16 protein-coding genes are annotated in these 13,246 nt (G+C 63.6%); 10 read left to right on the forward strand and 6 right to left on the reverse strand.

The window, feature by feature from the left end:
* Window positions 1-79: 79 nt before the first annotated feature.
* Window positions 80-475 (reverse strand): hypothetical protein, encoded by a 396-nt coding sequence (locus ACMDW7_RS05645; RefSeq protein ID WP_377300389.1) that lies wholly within the window; start codon window positions 473-475, stop codon window positions 80-82.
* Window positions 476-597: 122 nt separating this feature from the next.
* Entirely contained in the window at window positions 598-801 is a 204-nt protein-coding gene (locus ACMDW7_RS05650; RefSeq protein ID WP_377300388.1) for a cold-shock protein, read from the reverse strand.
* A 301-nt stretch (window positions 802-1,102) separates the two neighbouring features.
* On the opposite strand from ACMDW7_RS05650, the gene purN reads away from it, so the two are divergent.
* Genes purN through ACMDW7_RS05675 form a run of 5 tightly spaced genes read left to right on the forward strand, consistent with a single transcriptional unit; the run spans window position 1,103 to window position 6,278 of the window.
* Window positions 1,103-1,690, forward strand: coding sequence for a phosphoribosylglycinamide formyltransferase (gene purN / locus ACMDW7_RS05655; protein ID WP_377300472.1), 588 nt, complete (start codon window positions 1,103-1,105; stop codon window positions 1,688-1,690).
* Window positions 1,690-3,009, forward strand: coding sequence for an RsmB/NOP family class I SAM-dependent RNA methyltransferase (locus ACMDW7_RS05660; RefSeq protein WP_377300387.1), 1,320 nt, complete (start codon window positions 1,690-1,692; stop codon window positions 3,007-3,009). The genes purN and ACMDW7_RS05660 overlap by 1 nt, the downstream gene beginning before the upstream one ends.
* Window positions 3,009-4,391 (forward strand): mechanosensitive ion channel family protein, encoded by a 1,383-nt coding sequence (locus tag ACMDW7_RS05665; RefSeq protein ID WP_377300386.1) that lies wholly within the window; start codon window positions 3,009-3,011, stop codon window positions 4,389-4,391. Before ACMDW7_RS05660 ends, ACMDW7_RS05665 begins: the two co-directional genes overlap by 1 nt.
* Window positions 4,392-4,398: 7 nt before the next feature.
* Window positions 4,399-5,610: a fatty acid desaturase gene (locus tag ACMDW7_RS05670; protein WP_377300385.1), complete on the forward strand. Its 1,212-nt coding sequence runs from the start codon at window positions 4,399-4,401 to the stop codon at window positions 5,608-5,610.
* Window positions 5,611-5,615: 5 nt separating this feature from the next.
* Entirely contained in the window at window positions 5,616-6,278 is a 663-nt protein-coding gene (locus ACMDW7_RS05675; protein ID WP_377300384.1) for a hypothetical protein, read from the forward strand.
* An 89-nt stretch (window positions 6,279-6,367) separates the two neighbouring features.
* Here ACMDW7_RS05675 and rpmG read toward each other — a convergent pair whose 3' ends face one another.
* The 3 genes from rpmG to radC all read right to left on the reverse strand — a co-directional run bounded on the left by rpmG (window position 6,368) and on the right by radC (window position 7,785).
* Window positions 6,368-6,523, reverse strand: a complete 156-nt coding sequence (gene rpmG / locus ACMDW7_RS05680) for a 50S ribosomal protein L33 (RefSeq protein ID WP_054126733.1) — start codon at window positions 6,521-6,523, stop codon at window positions 6,368-6,370.
* A gap of 28 nt (window positions 6,524-6,551) precedes the next feature.
* On the reverse strand, window positions 6,552-6,785 hold the full coding sequence (rpmB, locus tag ACMDW7_RS05685) for a 50S ribosomal protein L28 (RefSeq protein WP_054126734.1): 234 nt from the start codon (window positions 6,783-6,785) through the stop codon (window positions 6,552-6,554).
* 325 nt (window positions 6,786-7,110) lie between these two features.
* On the reverse strand, window positions 7,111-7,785 hold the full coding sequence (radC, locus tag ACMDW7_RS05690; RefSeq protein ID WP_377300383.1) for a RadC family protein: 675 nt from the start codon (window positions 7,783-7,785) through the stop codon (window positions 7,111-7,113).
* Between the two features lie 29 nt (window positions 7,786-7,814).
* On the opposite strand from radC, the gene ACMDW7_RS05695 reads away from it, so the two are divergent.
* The 5 genes from ACMDW7_RS05695 to ACMDW7_RS05715 all read left to right on the forward strand — a co-directional run bounded on the left by ACMDW7_RS05695 (window position 7,815) and on the right by ACMDW7_RS05715 (window position 12,287).
* Window positions 7,815-8,342: an FKBP-type peptidyl-prolyl cis-trans isomerase gene (locus ACMDW7_RS05695; protein ID WP_377300382.1), complete on the forward strand. Its 528-nt coding sequence runs from the start codon at window positions 7,815-7,817 to the stop codon at window positions 8,340-8,342.
* The gene (ispH, locus tag ACMDW7_RS05700) at window positions 8,342-9,364 is read left to right on the forward strand and encodes a 4-hydroxy-3-methylbut-2-enyl diphosphate reductase (RefSeq protein ID WP_377300381.1); all 1,023 of its coding nucleotides are present in this window, start codon (window positions 8,342-8,344) and stop codon (window positions 9,362-9,364) included. Before ACMDW7_RS05695 ends, ispH begins: the two co-directional genes overlap by 1 nt.
* A 192-nt stretch (window positions 9,365-9,556) precedes the next feature.
* On the forward strand, window positions 9,557-10,546 hold the full coding sequence (locus ACMDW7_RS05705; protein ID WP_377300380.1) for a tripartite tricarboxylate transporter substrate binding protein BugE: 990 nt from the start codon (window positions 9,557-9,559) through the stop codon (window positions 10,544-10,546).
* Between the two features lie 100 nt (window positions 10,547-10,646).
* Window positions 10,647-11,570 (forward strand): site-specific tyrosine recombinase XerD, encoded by a 924-nt coding sequence (xerD, locus tag ACMDW7_RS05710; protein WP_377300379.1) that lies wholly within the window; start codon window positions 10,647-10,649, stop codon window positions 11,568-11,570.
* 33 nt (window positions 11,571-11,603) lie between these two features.
* Complete coding sequence (locus tag ACMDW7_RS05715) at window positions 11,604-12,287, forward strand: diphthine--ammonia ligase (protein WP_377300378.1); 684 nt, start codon at window positions 11,604-11,606, stop codon at window positions 12,285-12,287.
* Window positions 12,288-12,629: 342 nt separating this feature from the next.
* Here ACMDW7_RS05715 and ACMDW7_RS05720 read toward each other — a convergent pair whose 3' ends face one another.
* On the reverse strand, window positions 12,630-13,223 hold the full coding sequence (locus tag ACMDW7_RS05720) for a hypothetical protein (protein ID WP_377300377.1): 594 nt from the start codon (window positions 13,221-13,223) through the stop codon (window positions 12,630-12,632).
* Between the last annotated feature and the right edge of the window lie 23 nt (window positions 13,224-13,246).

Consider the following 13,246-nt stretch of genomic DNA (forward strand, 5'->3'; position numbering starts at 1 on the left):
TTCCAGCGGCGGCGAGCCGTGCTCGCCGAACCCCCGCTTTCACCACGAGACAATCGGGAAGGCTTTCCGAGAGCGCCTCCTACGAGGCGTTTTCGCCGCGCTTGAGCCGCTCCACGGCGCCGGCACCCCACATCAGCGTCGGGGCGATGAAGATACCGCCGAAGAACATGATCCAGTGCGTCAGCGTGGCCGAGTATCGACCCAGCCCCAGGCCGGAACCGAGTAGCAGCGCGCCGCTGGCCAGAGCGAGCAGCATCGGGCCGATGCCGGATGCCTGCAGCACCCCTGCGGTCGACAACTCGCCCATGCCCGACAGCGCCGTGAACACCCCAATCGAGAAGCAAAACAGGAACAGCAGCCAGAGCAGGGTGCTGGAGCCGGTGAAGCCACTCATCAAGGGTGCAGCCACCAACACTGCACCGCACAGCCAGCCAACTGCGGTCAGCAGAATCCCGATCCACTTGAATACGTTCATGATCGATCCTCCAGGTTCGAATGCACTTCAAGCGCCAGCATTGCAGCTTGAAGCGGCAGAAACGAAAAGGGCCCGCCGAAGCGGGCCCTTTGCAGCACCAAACGCAGGTGCGGCACGACGGATCACTCCGGGCGGATGTTCGAGGCCTGCATGCCCTTGGGGCCGCTGGTCACGTCGAAGCTCACGCGCTGGTTCTCCGTCAGTGTGCGGAAGCCGTTGCCTTGGATGGCCGAGAAGTGCGCGAACACGTCCGGACCACCTTCATCGGGCGCAATGAAACCGAATCCCTTGGTTTCGTTGAACCACTTGACGACGCCTGTAGCCATGTAAATCGATCCTTGATGTGAGTTATGAGAACAACCGGGCGGCATGCACTCGCAGGAGGGCTCGGGCGCCGCCAGGACAAGACACTCAGGGGAGATAGAACGAGAACAGACTGTGAGCCTGACGACCGGCAGGGGAGTCGGACGCGGCTTGTTCTGCAGCACGTGCACCGCTTGAAAGACTTGCGCGGCCGAGTGTATGTCAGCGCCTGAGCCCGTACGCGGGTTTTCACCCACCCCCGCCTACAATCGTGGCGTGAAGCACAAAAACATTGCCATCCTCATCTCGGGCCGCGGCTCCAACATGGAAGCCATTCTCAAGGCCCACCAGGCCGAAAAATGGCCTTGCAAGGTCGTCGCCGTCATCAGCAGCCGCCCCAACGCAGCGGGGCTCGAGGTCGCTCGCGCCGCCGGCATTCCCACGCAGGTGATCGACCACAAGCAGTTCGCCGGTCGCGAGGCCTTCGATGCCATGCTCAAGAAGACGCTGGAAGCCTTGCGTGCGGATTACGTGATCCTCGCCGGTTTCATGCGTGTGTTGTCGGAAGGTTTCGTGAACAGCTTCCGTGGCCGGCTCGTGAACATCCACCCGAGTCTGCTGCCGTCCTTTCCCGGACTGGCCACGCACCGTCAGGCGCTCGCCGCCGGGGTGAGGGTGCACGGCTGCACCGTGCATTTCGTGACCCCGGCTGTGGATGGCGGGCCGATCATCGCGCAAGCGATTGTTCCGGTGATGGCGGACGACACGGAAGACTCGCTCGCCGATCGCGTTCTGGCGCAGGAGCACAAGCTGCTCCCGGCGGTGGTGCGCGCGCTGGTGGAGGACCGCATCGCCATCGAAGGCCGGCAGGTGGTGGTGTCCGGCATGCCCACTCTGGTCGTGGGCGCCTGATGCGGGCGCCGGAAGTGGGGGCAGCCAGCGGCTTCCCCGAAGGACAGATTGCCCCGGCGACGCTGCGCCATGTGGTGGGTGCGCTGGGTGAAGTGCTGCGCTTTCAGTACCCCGCAGATGCGGTGGTGTCGCGTTATCTGCGCAGCGAGCGCGAGCTCGGCGTGCGTGATCGCGCCTGGCTTGCCGAGACAGTCTTTGCCGTGCTGCGCGAGAAGCGCCTGTTCGAGCATCTGGCCAGCCAGCTCGACGCTGCACCCCTGCAGAGACTCGCCCTGCTCGCCATCGCGCGGCATGGCGGCGCTGCGGCGCTTGCGCGTGCCGTACCGGACGCGCTGGCCAGGAAGGCGGCCGGCGTGCTGCGCACTGATCCGGCAAGCCTTGAACCCGCCGTCCGCTTGAGCGCGCCGGATTGGCTGTATGCAGAGCTCTTCACCGAGTTCGGTGCTGAGTCGAGCGAAGCGCTGCTTGCGGCGCTGAACCAGCCGGCGCCGCTGGACCTGCGCGTCAATCTCATGAAGTCCGAGCGCGAGACGGCGCTGGCCGCATTGCGCGCTGCCGGCTTGACGGCCGAACCCACGCCGATCTCCCCCTGGGGCATCCGCGTGGCGGGGCGGCCCAACGTAAGCAAACTCGAGATTTTCGAGCAGGGCGGCATTGAGGTGCAGGACGAGGGTTCGCAGCTGCTCGCCCTGTTGCTCGGCGCACGCCGTGGTGAGATGGTGGCGGACTTCTGCGCCGGTGCGGGCGGCAAGACCCTGGCCATTGGCGCACAGATGCGCGGTACGGGCCGTGTGTATGCCTTCGATGTGTCATCAAAGCGTCTGGACAAGCTGAAGCCACGTCTGGCACGAAGCGGTTTGTCCAACGTCGTGAGCATCGCGATCGAGAGCGAGAACGATGCGCGCATCAAGCGTCTCAGCGGCAAGCTGGATCGGGTGCTGGTTGATGCACCGTGCAGCGGTCTGGGAACCCTGCGCCGCAATCCCGATCTCAAATGGCGGCAGCAGCCTTCCGATGTGACGGAGCTGCATGACAAGCAGCTCGGGATCCTGCGCAGTGCCGCACGTCTTGTGAAGCCGGGCGGGCGACTGGTCTACGCAACCTGCAGCATCCTGAAGCAGGAGAATTCGGGCGTGGTTCAGGCCTTTCTGGACAGCCAGACGGACTACACGCTGCTGGATGCCGCGGGTCTCCTGCGCGCGGCCACTGACTGGCCCGCTGGTCTGCCGTTGTCCGAGGGGCCGATGCTGCAGTTGCTGCCGCATGTGCACCAGACTGACGGCTTCTTCGCTGCGGTGCTCGAGCGCCGCGTGCCTTGATGTCTCAAACCATCGAAATGACGATTGCCCCCGCCGTTCCGATCGCACCCGCTCCGGCCACGCCGATTCCATCAAACGATGTCAATTTCTTCCGGGAAATGGCTGAGCTGCTGGCTGACTTGCGCAGCCCTGCAGTCCTGTGGCAGCTCGCCGCGATTGCGCTCGCCCTGCTGATCGGCTGGTCAGTCACGCGCTGGCTGCGGACTCGCCAGGAGGCGCACGTCGCAGCGGCCAGGCTGACCCTGCACATCAGCACACCGCTCATCGCGCTCGTGATGCTGCTTTTGTTGCGCATGGCTCTGCAGCATGCAGGCGTGAATACGGCTTTTGTACGTGTTGCGCTGCTTTGGCTCGCTACTTTCGCCGTCGTTCGGCTCGTTGTGCATGTGCTGCGCACGAGCTTCAAGGCTGCGGCCTGGATAGAGTCGTTTGAGCGCTGGATCGTGATCAGCCTGTGGCTGATGCTGGTCCTGCTCGTGACTGGCTGGTATCGCCCGGTCTGGGACTGGCTGGAAAGCTTCGCATTCCCGATCGGCGGCGCAAAGGTGAATGTCGCCGAGCTGCTCGCTGGCGTGATCGCTGTGGGTGTGACGCTGCTGGCGGCACTGTGGGCTGGGACCGCGATCGAGGCGCAACTCAACAAGGCCGCCGGACTGGACTCCAGCACGCGCGTAGTCTTGTCGCGCGTGGCCAAGGCGGTGCTGTTGCTCATCGGCGTGCTGCTCGGCCTGTCGATCGTCGGATTTCCGCTCGGGGCACTGTCGGTGTTTGGCGGCGCCCTGGGCGTGGGCCTCGGTCTCGGTCTGCAGCGTATTGCGAGCAACTACGTGTCGGGCTTCATCATCCTGCTCGATCGTTCGGTGAAGATCGGCGACATGATCACCGTGGACAAGTATTACGGACGCGTCACGCAGATCACCACGCGCTACACCGTGGTGCAGGGTTTTGACTCCAGCGAAGCGATCATTCCGAATGAGATGCTGGTGTCCACGCCGGTTCAGAACAACACTCACTCGGACTCTCGCACGCAGGTCAAGCTGCCCGTGAGCGTCAGCTACGAAGGCGATCTCGATCTTGCGCTGCGCATTCTCGAGGACTGCGCGAAGGAGCACTCTCGCGTGGTTGCCGATCCTGCACCCAATGCGATGGTGCTGGGGTTTGGAGCAGACGGAATCGATTTGCAGGTGAGCTTCTTCATCCCTGATCCCGAGAACGGAACCGGCGGTGTGCGGTCTGATGTGGCACGGGCTGTTTGGGCCCGCTTCAAGGCCGAGGGCGTTTCGGTGCCATATCCGCAACGTGTGATCCACCTCAACAATGCGGCTGGAGAAAGCATCGTTTCGACGAGGGACGGCCTAAAATCCGCGGTTCATAAGGAGTGAGGACGCAATGACAGGATTCACCGACGGCTTGCTCGGTTTTTTCAACACGGGCTTGCTTGATCTGTCCGGCTGGCAGCTGCTCGTCGTGCTGCTGGTGCTGACGCACATCACCATCGCATCGGTAACGATCTATCTGCACCGCGCCATGGCGCACCGCGCACTGGATCTGCACCCGGCGGTGGCCCACTTCTTCCGTCTCTGGTTGTGGCTGACGACCGGCATGGTCACGCGTGAATGGGTTGCGATTCACCGCAAGCATCACGCCAAGTGCGAAACCCCGGAAGACCCGCACAGCCCGCAGGTCCATGGTCACTGGACGATCCTGCGCTTTGGCGTGTCGATGTATCGCGCAGAAGCGAAGAACAAGGAAACCATCGAGCGCTACAAGCACGGCTGCCCGGAAGACTGGGTCGAGCGCAACGTGTATTCGCGCTTCACCTGGCAGGGCATGGGCGTGATGCTGCTGATCGACCTTGCTCTCTTCGGTGCTGCGGGCCTGACGATCTGGGCCGTGCAGCTGATGTGGATTCCGATCACCGCTGCCGGCATCATCAACGGCACAGGCCATACGCACGGCTATCGCAACTTTGACTGCCCTGACGCCTCCACCAACATCCTGCCCTGGGGCATCATCATCGGTGGCGAAGAGCTGCACAACAACCATCACGCTTTTGCTTCTTCGGCCAAGCTGTCGGCCCGCTGGTACGAGTTCGACATCGGCTGGATGTACATCCGCATCCTGGAGCTGCTCGGTCTGGCCAAGGCGCGCAAGACCATTCCCAAGTTGAAGCTCCAGCCGATGGCCAAGGCGCAGGCCGACGGCCAGACGCTCGATGCAATCGTGGCCCATCGCTTCGAAGTCATGCGGACCTACGCCAAGACGCTGAAGGCCGCCTACAAGTCCGAGCGCGCCAAACTGTTCGCCCAGCGCGGCGGCGAGTGCGAGCAGGTGAAGTCGGCCAAGCGCTGGCTGCAAGTGGATGCAAGCAAGCTGTCTGCCGACGCACGCGCACACCTGGCCGACATCCTGGCCCAGAGCGAGAAGCTCAAGAAGCTTTACGAAATGCGCGATGAACTCGCCCAAATCTGGGCACGCTCATCCGAGTCGCGCGAGCAACTCATCAAGAAGCTGCAGGACTGGTGTGCCAAGGCGGAATCCAGTGGAGTGCAGGCGCTTGAAGAGATGTCGCTGCGCCTTCGTCGCTACGCTGTCGCCTGAGGCCCATGGCGGAAAAGCAGGCAGGTTTCCTGCCCACTCAGCCATGGTCCGAGCAGACTCCGCTCTCTGAAGAGTTTCTGTCTCGCTTGCGCGCCATGGAGCGCGCGTATCTCATGCAGGAAAGCCCGCTGCGCCAATGCGGCTTTTCCGGCAGCCAGCGCCGCTGGGAAACACAGCGGCGTCCGATCGTGCAAGCCATCGAAGGCGACGGTGACTTGCTCAACCTGGGTTGTGCCAACGGCTATCTGCTGGAGTCACTGGTCAAGTGGGCGGAGGAGAAGGAGATCTTCCTGACGCCGCATGGGCTGGACGCCGGCAAGCTGCTCATCGAGCAGGCCCAGAAGCGCATGTCGCTGTTCTCGCGCAACTTTTACATCGGCAATGCCTGGGACTGGGTTCCACCGCGGCAGTACTTGTATGTCTACACCAGCGTCGATCTGGTGCCGCCCGAGTTCGTGCCGGCCTATCTGAAGCGCATCGGACGCGACATCGTTGCTGACGGCGGGCGGCTGATCGTCGGCTCTTATGGAAGCCGTTCGAGGCAGCAGGAGCCCATGAACCTGCGCTATCTATTTGATGACATGGGCTGGGCCACTGACGGCATGGCTTCCGCGCCGGGCGGACCTGACATGCCTGTGGCGGCCCGCTTCATCTGGCGCGACTTCTAGGTGCGTGTACCGGCGCTAAACGAGTGCGCCGGACCAGCACCAAAACAAAAGGCCCGCGATGCGGGCCTTTTGTTTTGGTGCTGGATCAATTACTTGATCTTGGTTTCCTTGTATTCCACATGCTTGCGAGCGACCGGATCAAACTTCTTGATCAGCATCTTCTCAGGCTTGGTCTTCTTGTTCTTGGTGGTGGTGTAGAAGTGACCGGTACCAGCGGTCGACTCGAGCTTGATCTTTTCACGCATGATGAGTGCTCCTGGGTCAGCCGTTGATTCAGATCTTGCCGGCGGCGCGCATTTCGGCCAGCACGGTGTCCACGCCACGCTTCTCGATGGTACGCAGACCGGCGTTGGTCAGGCGCAGGGAGACCCAACGGTTCTCGCTCTCAACCCAGATGCGGCGGTTCTGCAGGTTGGGCAGAAAGCGGCGCTTGGTCTTGTTGTTGGCGTGGGAGACGTTGTTGCCCACCATCGGGCGCTTGCCCGTCACTTCACATACGCGTGCCATGCTGACACTCCACAGTTCTTCGGTCTGATAGGTTGATGACGGTTGGCCAGAAGGGTTGCCGCAGCGGCTTCCGATTCACAGGGGCGGCACCGTCAGGTGCGGCCGGCCTCGGCATCTCGGTATGGGTTGCAACTGCGCCTCAAGGAAAAGCCTTCGGCGCAATACGCAAAGACCGAGACTCTATCACGAAAAGGGCTTTCCGATCAAACACTTGCCCTGCTGCGTCATGGGAAAGCACTGGAGGAGCTGCTCCACTGTTGATGCAGTCTCATGAGGGTTGCATTTAATTCATCGGACATGGCGGGTTCGCCGCGTTGCGACCTTGCTAGATCAGGCCCGCCTGCGCCATCGACCGGGCCGTGCCGGCAGTCACTACAAAGTGATCGAGTACCTGAACGTCCACCAGCGCAAGGGCGGCACGCAGCGCGGCGGTCAGGCTGACATCGGCCTGGCTCGGCTCAGCCACGCCGGAGGGGTGGTTGTGCGCGAGGATCACGCTGGCTGCGTTGTGCGCCAGCGCAGCTTTCACGACTTCTCGCGGGTACACGCTTGTCTGTGTCAGGGTTCCGGTGAACAGCCGCTCGGCGCGGATGAGGCGGTTCTGCGCGTCCAGAAACAGCACCATGAAAACCTCGGCCAGTTCGCCGCCGAGCTGCAGGCGCAGAAAGTCTGAGACGTCCGAGGGACTCGACAAGGCGGTCGGTTCGCGCAGGCGCTCATCCAGCGCGCGGCGCGCCAGTTGAAGCGCCGCTTGGAACTGGAGCGCCTTCGCAGGCCCCAGGCCCTTGATCTTTGACACCTCGGCCGGGGACGCGTGCATCAGTGCCGTGATCGAGCCGAAGTGGCCGAGCAGCTCGCGGGCCAGGTCCACGGCGCTCTTGCCCGCCACACCCACGCGGAGCAGCACAGCCAGCAGCTCGGCGTCGCTCAGAGCGCCCGGGCCGAGAGAGAGCATCTTTTCGCGCGGTCGGTCGTTCTCGGGCCAGTCGGTAATGGGCATCTAAACTGAATTCTTCTGGAGAGACTGCCTTGAATGTTCAAACCGACTCTGCGACTGCAGACGCGGGGGCGCAGCCGGTGATCGGCGCGGACTCGTTTGTAACGCTGCACTATCGCATCTCGCTGACCCACGCTGCGGCTGCCGACGCCGCGCAAACAGGGGAGGCGGACTTCCTGAACACCTTTGCCGACAAGCCCGCCACCCTGCAGATGGGGCTTGGTCAACTGGCGCCGGCACTGGAGCAGCGCTTGATCGGGCTCGCGCAAGGCGAGCACCATGTATTTGACGTGCCGGCCGGCGAGGCCTACGGGCAGCGCAGCGCGGAGCTGGTGCAGCGCGTGTCGCGCGAGCTGCTCAAGCGCGAGAGCGAGCTGCTGACGACCTTCGAGCCCGGTGATGTGGTCGAGTTCAACGCCCCGGCGACAGCGAATCGTCCTGCTGGGCGCTTTGCCGGCGTGGTGAAGGAGATCGATGCGAAGGGTGCGCTGTTCGACTTCAACCACCCGCTGGCGGGTCAGCCGATCCGCTTTGAAGTCAAGATCATCGGAGTGCTGTGATGGATGCCCATGAAGTGACCCGTGAGCCGATGGGCCAGGGCGGTGAGGACGCCGACATCCTGCTGGCCAACCCGCGCGGTTTCTGTGCTGGCGTGGATCGCGCCATCGAGATCGTTGAACGCGCGCTCACGCTCTATGGCGCACCGATCTACGTGCGCCACGAGATCGTGCACAACACCTTTGTGGTGGAAGGTCTGCGCGCCAAGGGCGCCGTGTTCATCGAAGATCTTGCGGATGTGCCGCAGGGCGCCACGCTGATCTACTCAGCGCACGGCGTGCCGAAGTCGGTCCGACGTGAGTCGCAGGCCCGCGGACTGCGTGTGTTCGATGCCACCTGCCCGCTGGTCACCAAGGTGCACATCGAAGTCCTCAAGCTGCGCAAGGAGGGCTACGAGATCATCATGATCGGCCATGCCGGCCACCCCGAGGTGGAAGGCACGATGGGCCAGACCGAGGACGGCATGATCCTCGTCGAGACGATCGAGGATGTCAGCCGCATCTCGGTCAAGGACCCGGCCAAGCTGGCCTACGTCTCGCAGACCACGCTCTCGGTGGACGAAACCCGCGACGTGATCGACGCCCTGCGCGCGCGCTTCCCGCTGATCCGCGCCCCAAAGAAGGACGATATCTGCTACGCCACACAGAACCGGCAGGACGCGGTCAAGTTCATGGCGCCCAAGGTGGATGTGGTCATCGTCGTGGGCAGTCCGACCAGCAGCAACTCCAATCGCCTGCGTGAGCTGGCGGAAAAGCTCGGCGCCCGCGCCTACATGGTCGACGGCGCGCACGAGATTCAGCCGCAATGGCTCGAAGGCGCGCGCCGCTTCGGCGTGACTGCGGGCGCCTCGGCACCCGAGGTACTCGTCAAGGAAGTCATCTCCACACTCAAGGCCCGCGGGGCAGGCTCGGTCAGTCAGCTCGATGGTGTGACCGAGCACATCATGTTTCCGCTGCCCAAGGGGCTGAAGCTGCCTGGCGAGCAGGGCGCGGCGACAGCGATGGAAGTCGCGCCGCAGCGCTGACCCAAGCTGTGTGATCGGCTTGCGCGCTCGGCCGGATTAGGAGGCCAATACGCCTCCGCAGGAAAGCCCTGATGCCTCACGCTGCAGCCTCAGGGCACACTCAGCGCCTGTCGCTGCATTCACACTCGCAGCGCTGCCGGCCCGAGGGGATCGCAACCGGGCCAAGCATTCATACCCACAAGGAGACCCCAGATGACACACCCCCGCAAGCTGGCTGCCATGGCGCTGGCGCTCTCGGCCTCGCTGCTCAGCTTCGGTGCTAGCGCCCAGGGCGCATGGCCCGCCGGCAAGCCCATCCGCGTGATCGTGCCCTTCCCGCCGGGCGGCACCACCGACATCGTCACCCGCCTGGTCATGCCAGAAGTCGGCAAGATCCTTGGCGCGAACGTGGTGATCGAGAACCGAGGCGGCGGCGGTGGTTCCATCGGCGCCACGGAAGTGGCCAAGGCTGCACCGGACGGCTTCACCTTCGGCGTGGCCACCGTCTCCACGCATGCCGTGAACCCGGCCTGCAACCCGAAGCTGGCCTACAACCCCCTCAAGGACTTCGCGCCTGTGAGCAACATGGCGCACACGGCCAACGTGATCGTGGTGCACCCCAAGGTGCCGGCGCAGAACATGAAGGAATTCATCGATCTGCTGAAGAAGAATCCGGCCAAGTACTCCTTTGCCACCAGCGGCACCTGCGGCATTGCCCACATGATGGGCGAGCAGTTCAAGGTGTCCACGGGTACGTTCATGCTGCACATTCCCTACCGCGGCAGCGGCCCGGCGCTCAATGACACCCTGGCCGGCCAGGTGGAAGTGATGCTCGACAACCTGCCCAGCTCCATGCCGCACATCCAGGCCGGCAAGCTGCGCCCCCTGGCCATTGCCTGGGACAAGCGCCTGCCGCAGCTGCCCAATGTGCCGACCTACGGCGAACTGGGCCTCAAGGAGATGAACGATCCGGCGTGGTACGGCATCGTGGCGCCCGCGGGCACCTCGCGCGACATCATCAACCGAGTTCAGGCAGCCGTGAAGCAGGCCGTGAGCAACCCGGATCTGGCCAAGCGCCTGCGTGAGGCCGGTGCCGAGCCGTTGGGCAACACGCCGGAGCAGTTCGCCGCCGAGATCAAGAAGGAAATGGACAAGATGGCTGCGCTCGTGAAGCGCCAGGGCATCAAGCTCGACCAGCAGTAAGCAGCCGCGAGGCGTGGCAAGACGGCCCGGTTCACGCCGGGCCGTTTGCTTTTTCGGCATGCGCCATCGGCGCATCAAGCCGCGCGCTAGCATCCCGCCCATGAAAGAACCCCGGGCGCCCGCTGCGCCGCTGCATGCCGATGACGCCGCGTTGATCGACCGGTTCGCCGATGCGCTCTGGCTGGAGCACGGACTGGCCGGCAACACGCTGGCGGCCTATCGCGGCGATCTGGGCGGGCTGGCGAGGCATCTGCGCGGCACAGGACGCGCGCTCGACGCCGCCGCCGAAGCCGATCTCTACAGCTGGTTCGCTGCTGCCGCACCCGGCACGCGCGCAAGCACCAGCAACCGCCGCCTGGCCACGCTGCGCCGCTTCTTTGCCTGGGCGCTGCGCGAGCGCCTCGTCGCCGCCGACCCCACGTTGCGCATTCCGACAGCCAAGCGCGCGCCACGCATCCCCAAGACCCTGACCGAGGCGCAGGTCGAGGCGCTGCTGGCCGCGCCAAACACCGATACGCCGCTGGGCCTGCGCGACCGCGCCATGCTCGAGCTGATGTATGCCAGCGGCCTGCGCGTGAGCGAGCTGGTGGGCGTGACATTGATTCAGGTGGCGCTGAACGATGGCGTCTTGCGCGTGATGGGCAAGGGCAGCAAGGAGCGCCTGGTGCCCTTCGGTCTGGCCGCGCGGGACTGGCTGGAGCGCTACCTGCGCGAGGGCCGTGCTGCGATTCTGGACGGCCAGGTGAGCGACGCCCTGTTCGTCACCGCCCGCGGTGGGCCGATGACGCGGCAGATGTTCTGGAACCTGATCAAGAAGTACGCCGTGGTCGGTGGCGTGAATGCACCGCTCTCACCGCACACGCTGCGCCATGCCTTTGCCACCCACCTGCTCAATCACGGTGCCGACTTGCGCGTGGTGCAGCTGCTGCTCGGCCATGCAGACATCACCACCACCCAGATCTACACCCATGTGGCGCGCGAGCGGCTCAAGCAGCTGCACGCCGCCAATCACCCCCGCGCCTGAGCGCCTGCACCTGCGCGGCTTCACGGACACGCCATGAGCACCCTCATTTCCTACAGCGGCGGCAAGGACTCCACCCTCGCCCTCTGGCGCGCCCAGCGCCTGGCGGCTGCAGGCGAACTGCCCACCGTCACAGCCCTGCTTACTGCGCTCGAAGAAACCGGCCAGCGCGCCCGCTCCCACGGTGTGAGCCGCGCTCTGCTGGCCGAGCAGGCGCGCTGCCTCGGGCTGGCGCACCACAGCATCTCGGCCACCTGGGCGGACTACGAGGCGCAGTTCGTGGCCCGGCTGCAGGCCCTCGCCGCGCAGGGCATTACAGACGTGGTGTTTGGCGACATCGACCTGCAGCCGCACCGCGACTGGGAGGAGAAGGTCTGCGCCCGCGCCGCGCTGCGCGCCCATCTGCCCCTCTGGGGCCAAGGCCGCCGCGCACTGGTGGACGAGTTTCTCGCCGCCGGCTTCAAGGCCCGCGTGGTCTGCGTGGACGGCCGCTTTCTGGACGAAGGATTCGTGGGCTGCGAGTTCGATTCGCACTTTCTCGCCCGCCTGCCCGCAACTGTGGACGCCTGCGGCGAAAACGGCGAATTCCACACCTTCGTGTACGACGGCCCGAACTTCCAGCGGCCGGTGCCCTGGATCAGCCGCGGCCGCCAAAGCACCGTCTCACCGCCCGAATACGGCCGCCAGACCTATCACTTCGATCTGTTGGACTGTGCCTGAGTCACCGCTCGCTGTCTGGCGTCAGATGCATCACAAAATTCATGCCTACAAAAAGGTCGGTTTCCGCATGTCTGGTGCGGATCTTGGCTGAAAATTGATTATCAAATTTCAGTTGAAAAACAGTCGCTCTTGGCGCCGTTTATCAATCGAAAAGTGGGTAAGGTGCGCGGGCTCGTGGGGGCGCAGTGTGCGCTGCGGGTCGCGCCCTCGGACTTGATGCCGTTTTGCCGCTCGCGCAGCGCAGAGCGGTCTCGCTCAGATGGGAAAGGCCGTGGATAGAGCTGGTGTCAGCGGATGAACGTAATCGTGTCTGCCCCCTTTCTTTCGTTACCCCTTTTTCGTTCAGCTCTTTATATGAATTCGCACGTAGAAATAGATAAATATTCCGCCAGAAGCGAGGCCGTGCACCCACAAACCACTGGCCTCACCCAGACCGAGCCCGAGCCGACTTGCAGTAGTTAATCCTTTAGCAAACGAAGGGTCCCCAGCGATTAAATAATCGGAAACAATCAAAGGAACTGCAACGAACACGAGAAAAGCAGGCATCCATAGCGGGACTTGTTTAACTAAACCGAGCTTCACTCTGATAACGATCAAGCGTCTTTGAAGCCATGGATACCAGAAGCCGGTTAGCCACATTAGCGGTTGCATTGCAAAGGAGAGGCACTTAACGAAAAGCGTTACTTCCGGGAAATCACTGCTAGACGCGTGGAGATCTAGGAAGGGAAACAGTTGAACCATCCAATTGCAAAACGCGGCGAGAACTGGGGAGGTGCGAAGAATGTCGCTAGGTGCAAAGATCGCGATTAGGCAAACAATTACGGGCGGTACGAACCACGTTGCTAGCGCAAAGCGCCACGGCCCGGCTTTCTGGTAGCGCAAGCCCTCGATTTGCTCAGGCGTGAGCGGCGGCAGTGCAGGTTCTGCAGTCGTCATCAAGAACTCCCGATGTATATGTT

Source organism: Piscinibacterium candidicorallinum, from assembly GCF_047549485.1.
Taxonomy (GTDB): Bacteria; Pseudomonadota; Gammaproteobacteria; order Burkholderiales; family Burkholderiaceae_C; genus Piscinibacterium; species Piscinibacterium candidicorallinum.

Excerpts from the sequence above, each read along its gene's own strand:
- purN (WP_377300472.1), top strand. The coding sequence starts at position 1,103 with ATGGAAGCCATTCTCAAGGCCCACCAGGCCGAAAAATGGCCTTGCAAG.
- ACMDW7_RS05705 (WP_377300380.1), top strand. The coding sequence starts at position 9,557 with ATGACACACCCCCGCAAGCTGGCTGCCATGGCGCTGGCGCTCTCGGCC.
- ACMDW7_RS05720 (WP_377300377.1), bottom strand. The coding sequence starts at position 13,223 with ATGACGACTGCAGAACCTGCACTGCCGCCGCTCACGCCTGAGCAAATC.
- ACMDW7_RS05675 (WP_377300384.1), top strand. The coding sequence starts at position 5,616 with ATGGCGGAAAAGCAGGCAGGTTTCCTGCCCACTCAGCCATGGTCCGAG.
- ACMDW7_RS05670 (WP_377300385.1), top strand. The coding sequence starts at position 4,399 with ATGACAGGATTCACCGACGGCTTGCTCGGTTTTTTCAACACGGGCTTG.
- radC (WP_377300383.1), bottom strand. The coding sequence starts at position 7,785 with ATGCCCATTACCGACTGGCCCGAGAACGACCGACCGCGCGAAAAGATG.
- ACMDW7_RS05715 (WP_377300378.1), top strand. The coding sequence starts at position 11,604 with ATGAGCACCCTCATTTCCTACAGCGGCGGCAAGGACTCCACCCTCGCC.
- ispH (WP_377300381.1), top strand. The coding sequence starts at position 8,342 with ATGGATGCCCATGAAGTGACCCGTGAGCCGATGGGCCAGGGCGGTGAG.
- ACMDW7_RS05645 (WP_377300389.1), bottom strand. The coding sequence starts at position 475 with ATGAACGTATTCAAGTGGATCGGGATTCTGCTGACCGCAGTTGGCTGG.
- xerD (WP_377300379.1), top strand. The coding sequence starts at position 10,647 with ATGAAAGAACCCCGGGCGCCCGCTGCGCCGCTGCATGCCGATGACGCC.
- ACMDW7_RS05650 (WP_377300388.1), bottom strand. The coding sequence starts at position 801 with ATGGCTACAGGCGTCGTCAAGTGGTTCAACGAAACCAAGGGATTCGGT.
- ACMDW7_RS05665 (WP_377300386.1), top strand. The coding sequence starts at position 3,009 with ATGTCTCAAACCATCGAAATGACGATTGCCCCCGCCGTTCCGATCGCA.
- rpmB (WP_054126734.1), bottom strand. The coding sequence starts at position 6,785 with ATGGCACGCGTATGTGAAGTGACGGGCAAGCGCCCGATGGTGGGCAAC.
- ACMDW7_RS05660 (WP_377300387.1), top strand. The coding sequence starts at position 1,690 with ATGCGGGCGCCGGAAGTGGGGGCAGCCAGCGGCTTCCCCGAAGGACAG.
- rpmG (WP_054126733.1), bottom strand. The coding sequence starts at position 6,523 with ATGCGTGAAAAGATCAAGCTCGAGTCGACCGCTGGTACCGGTCACTTC.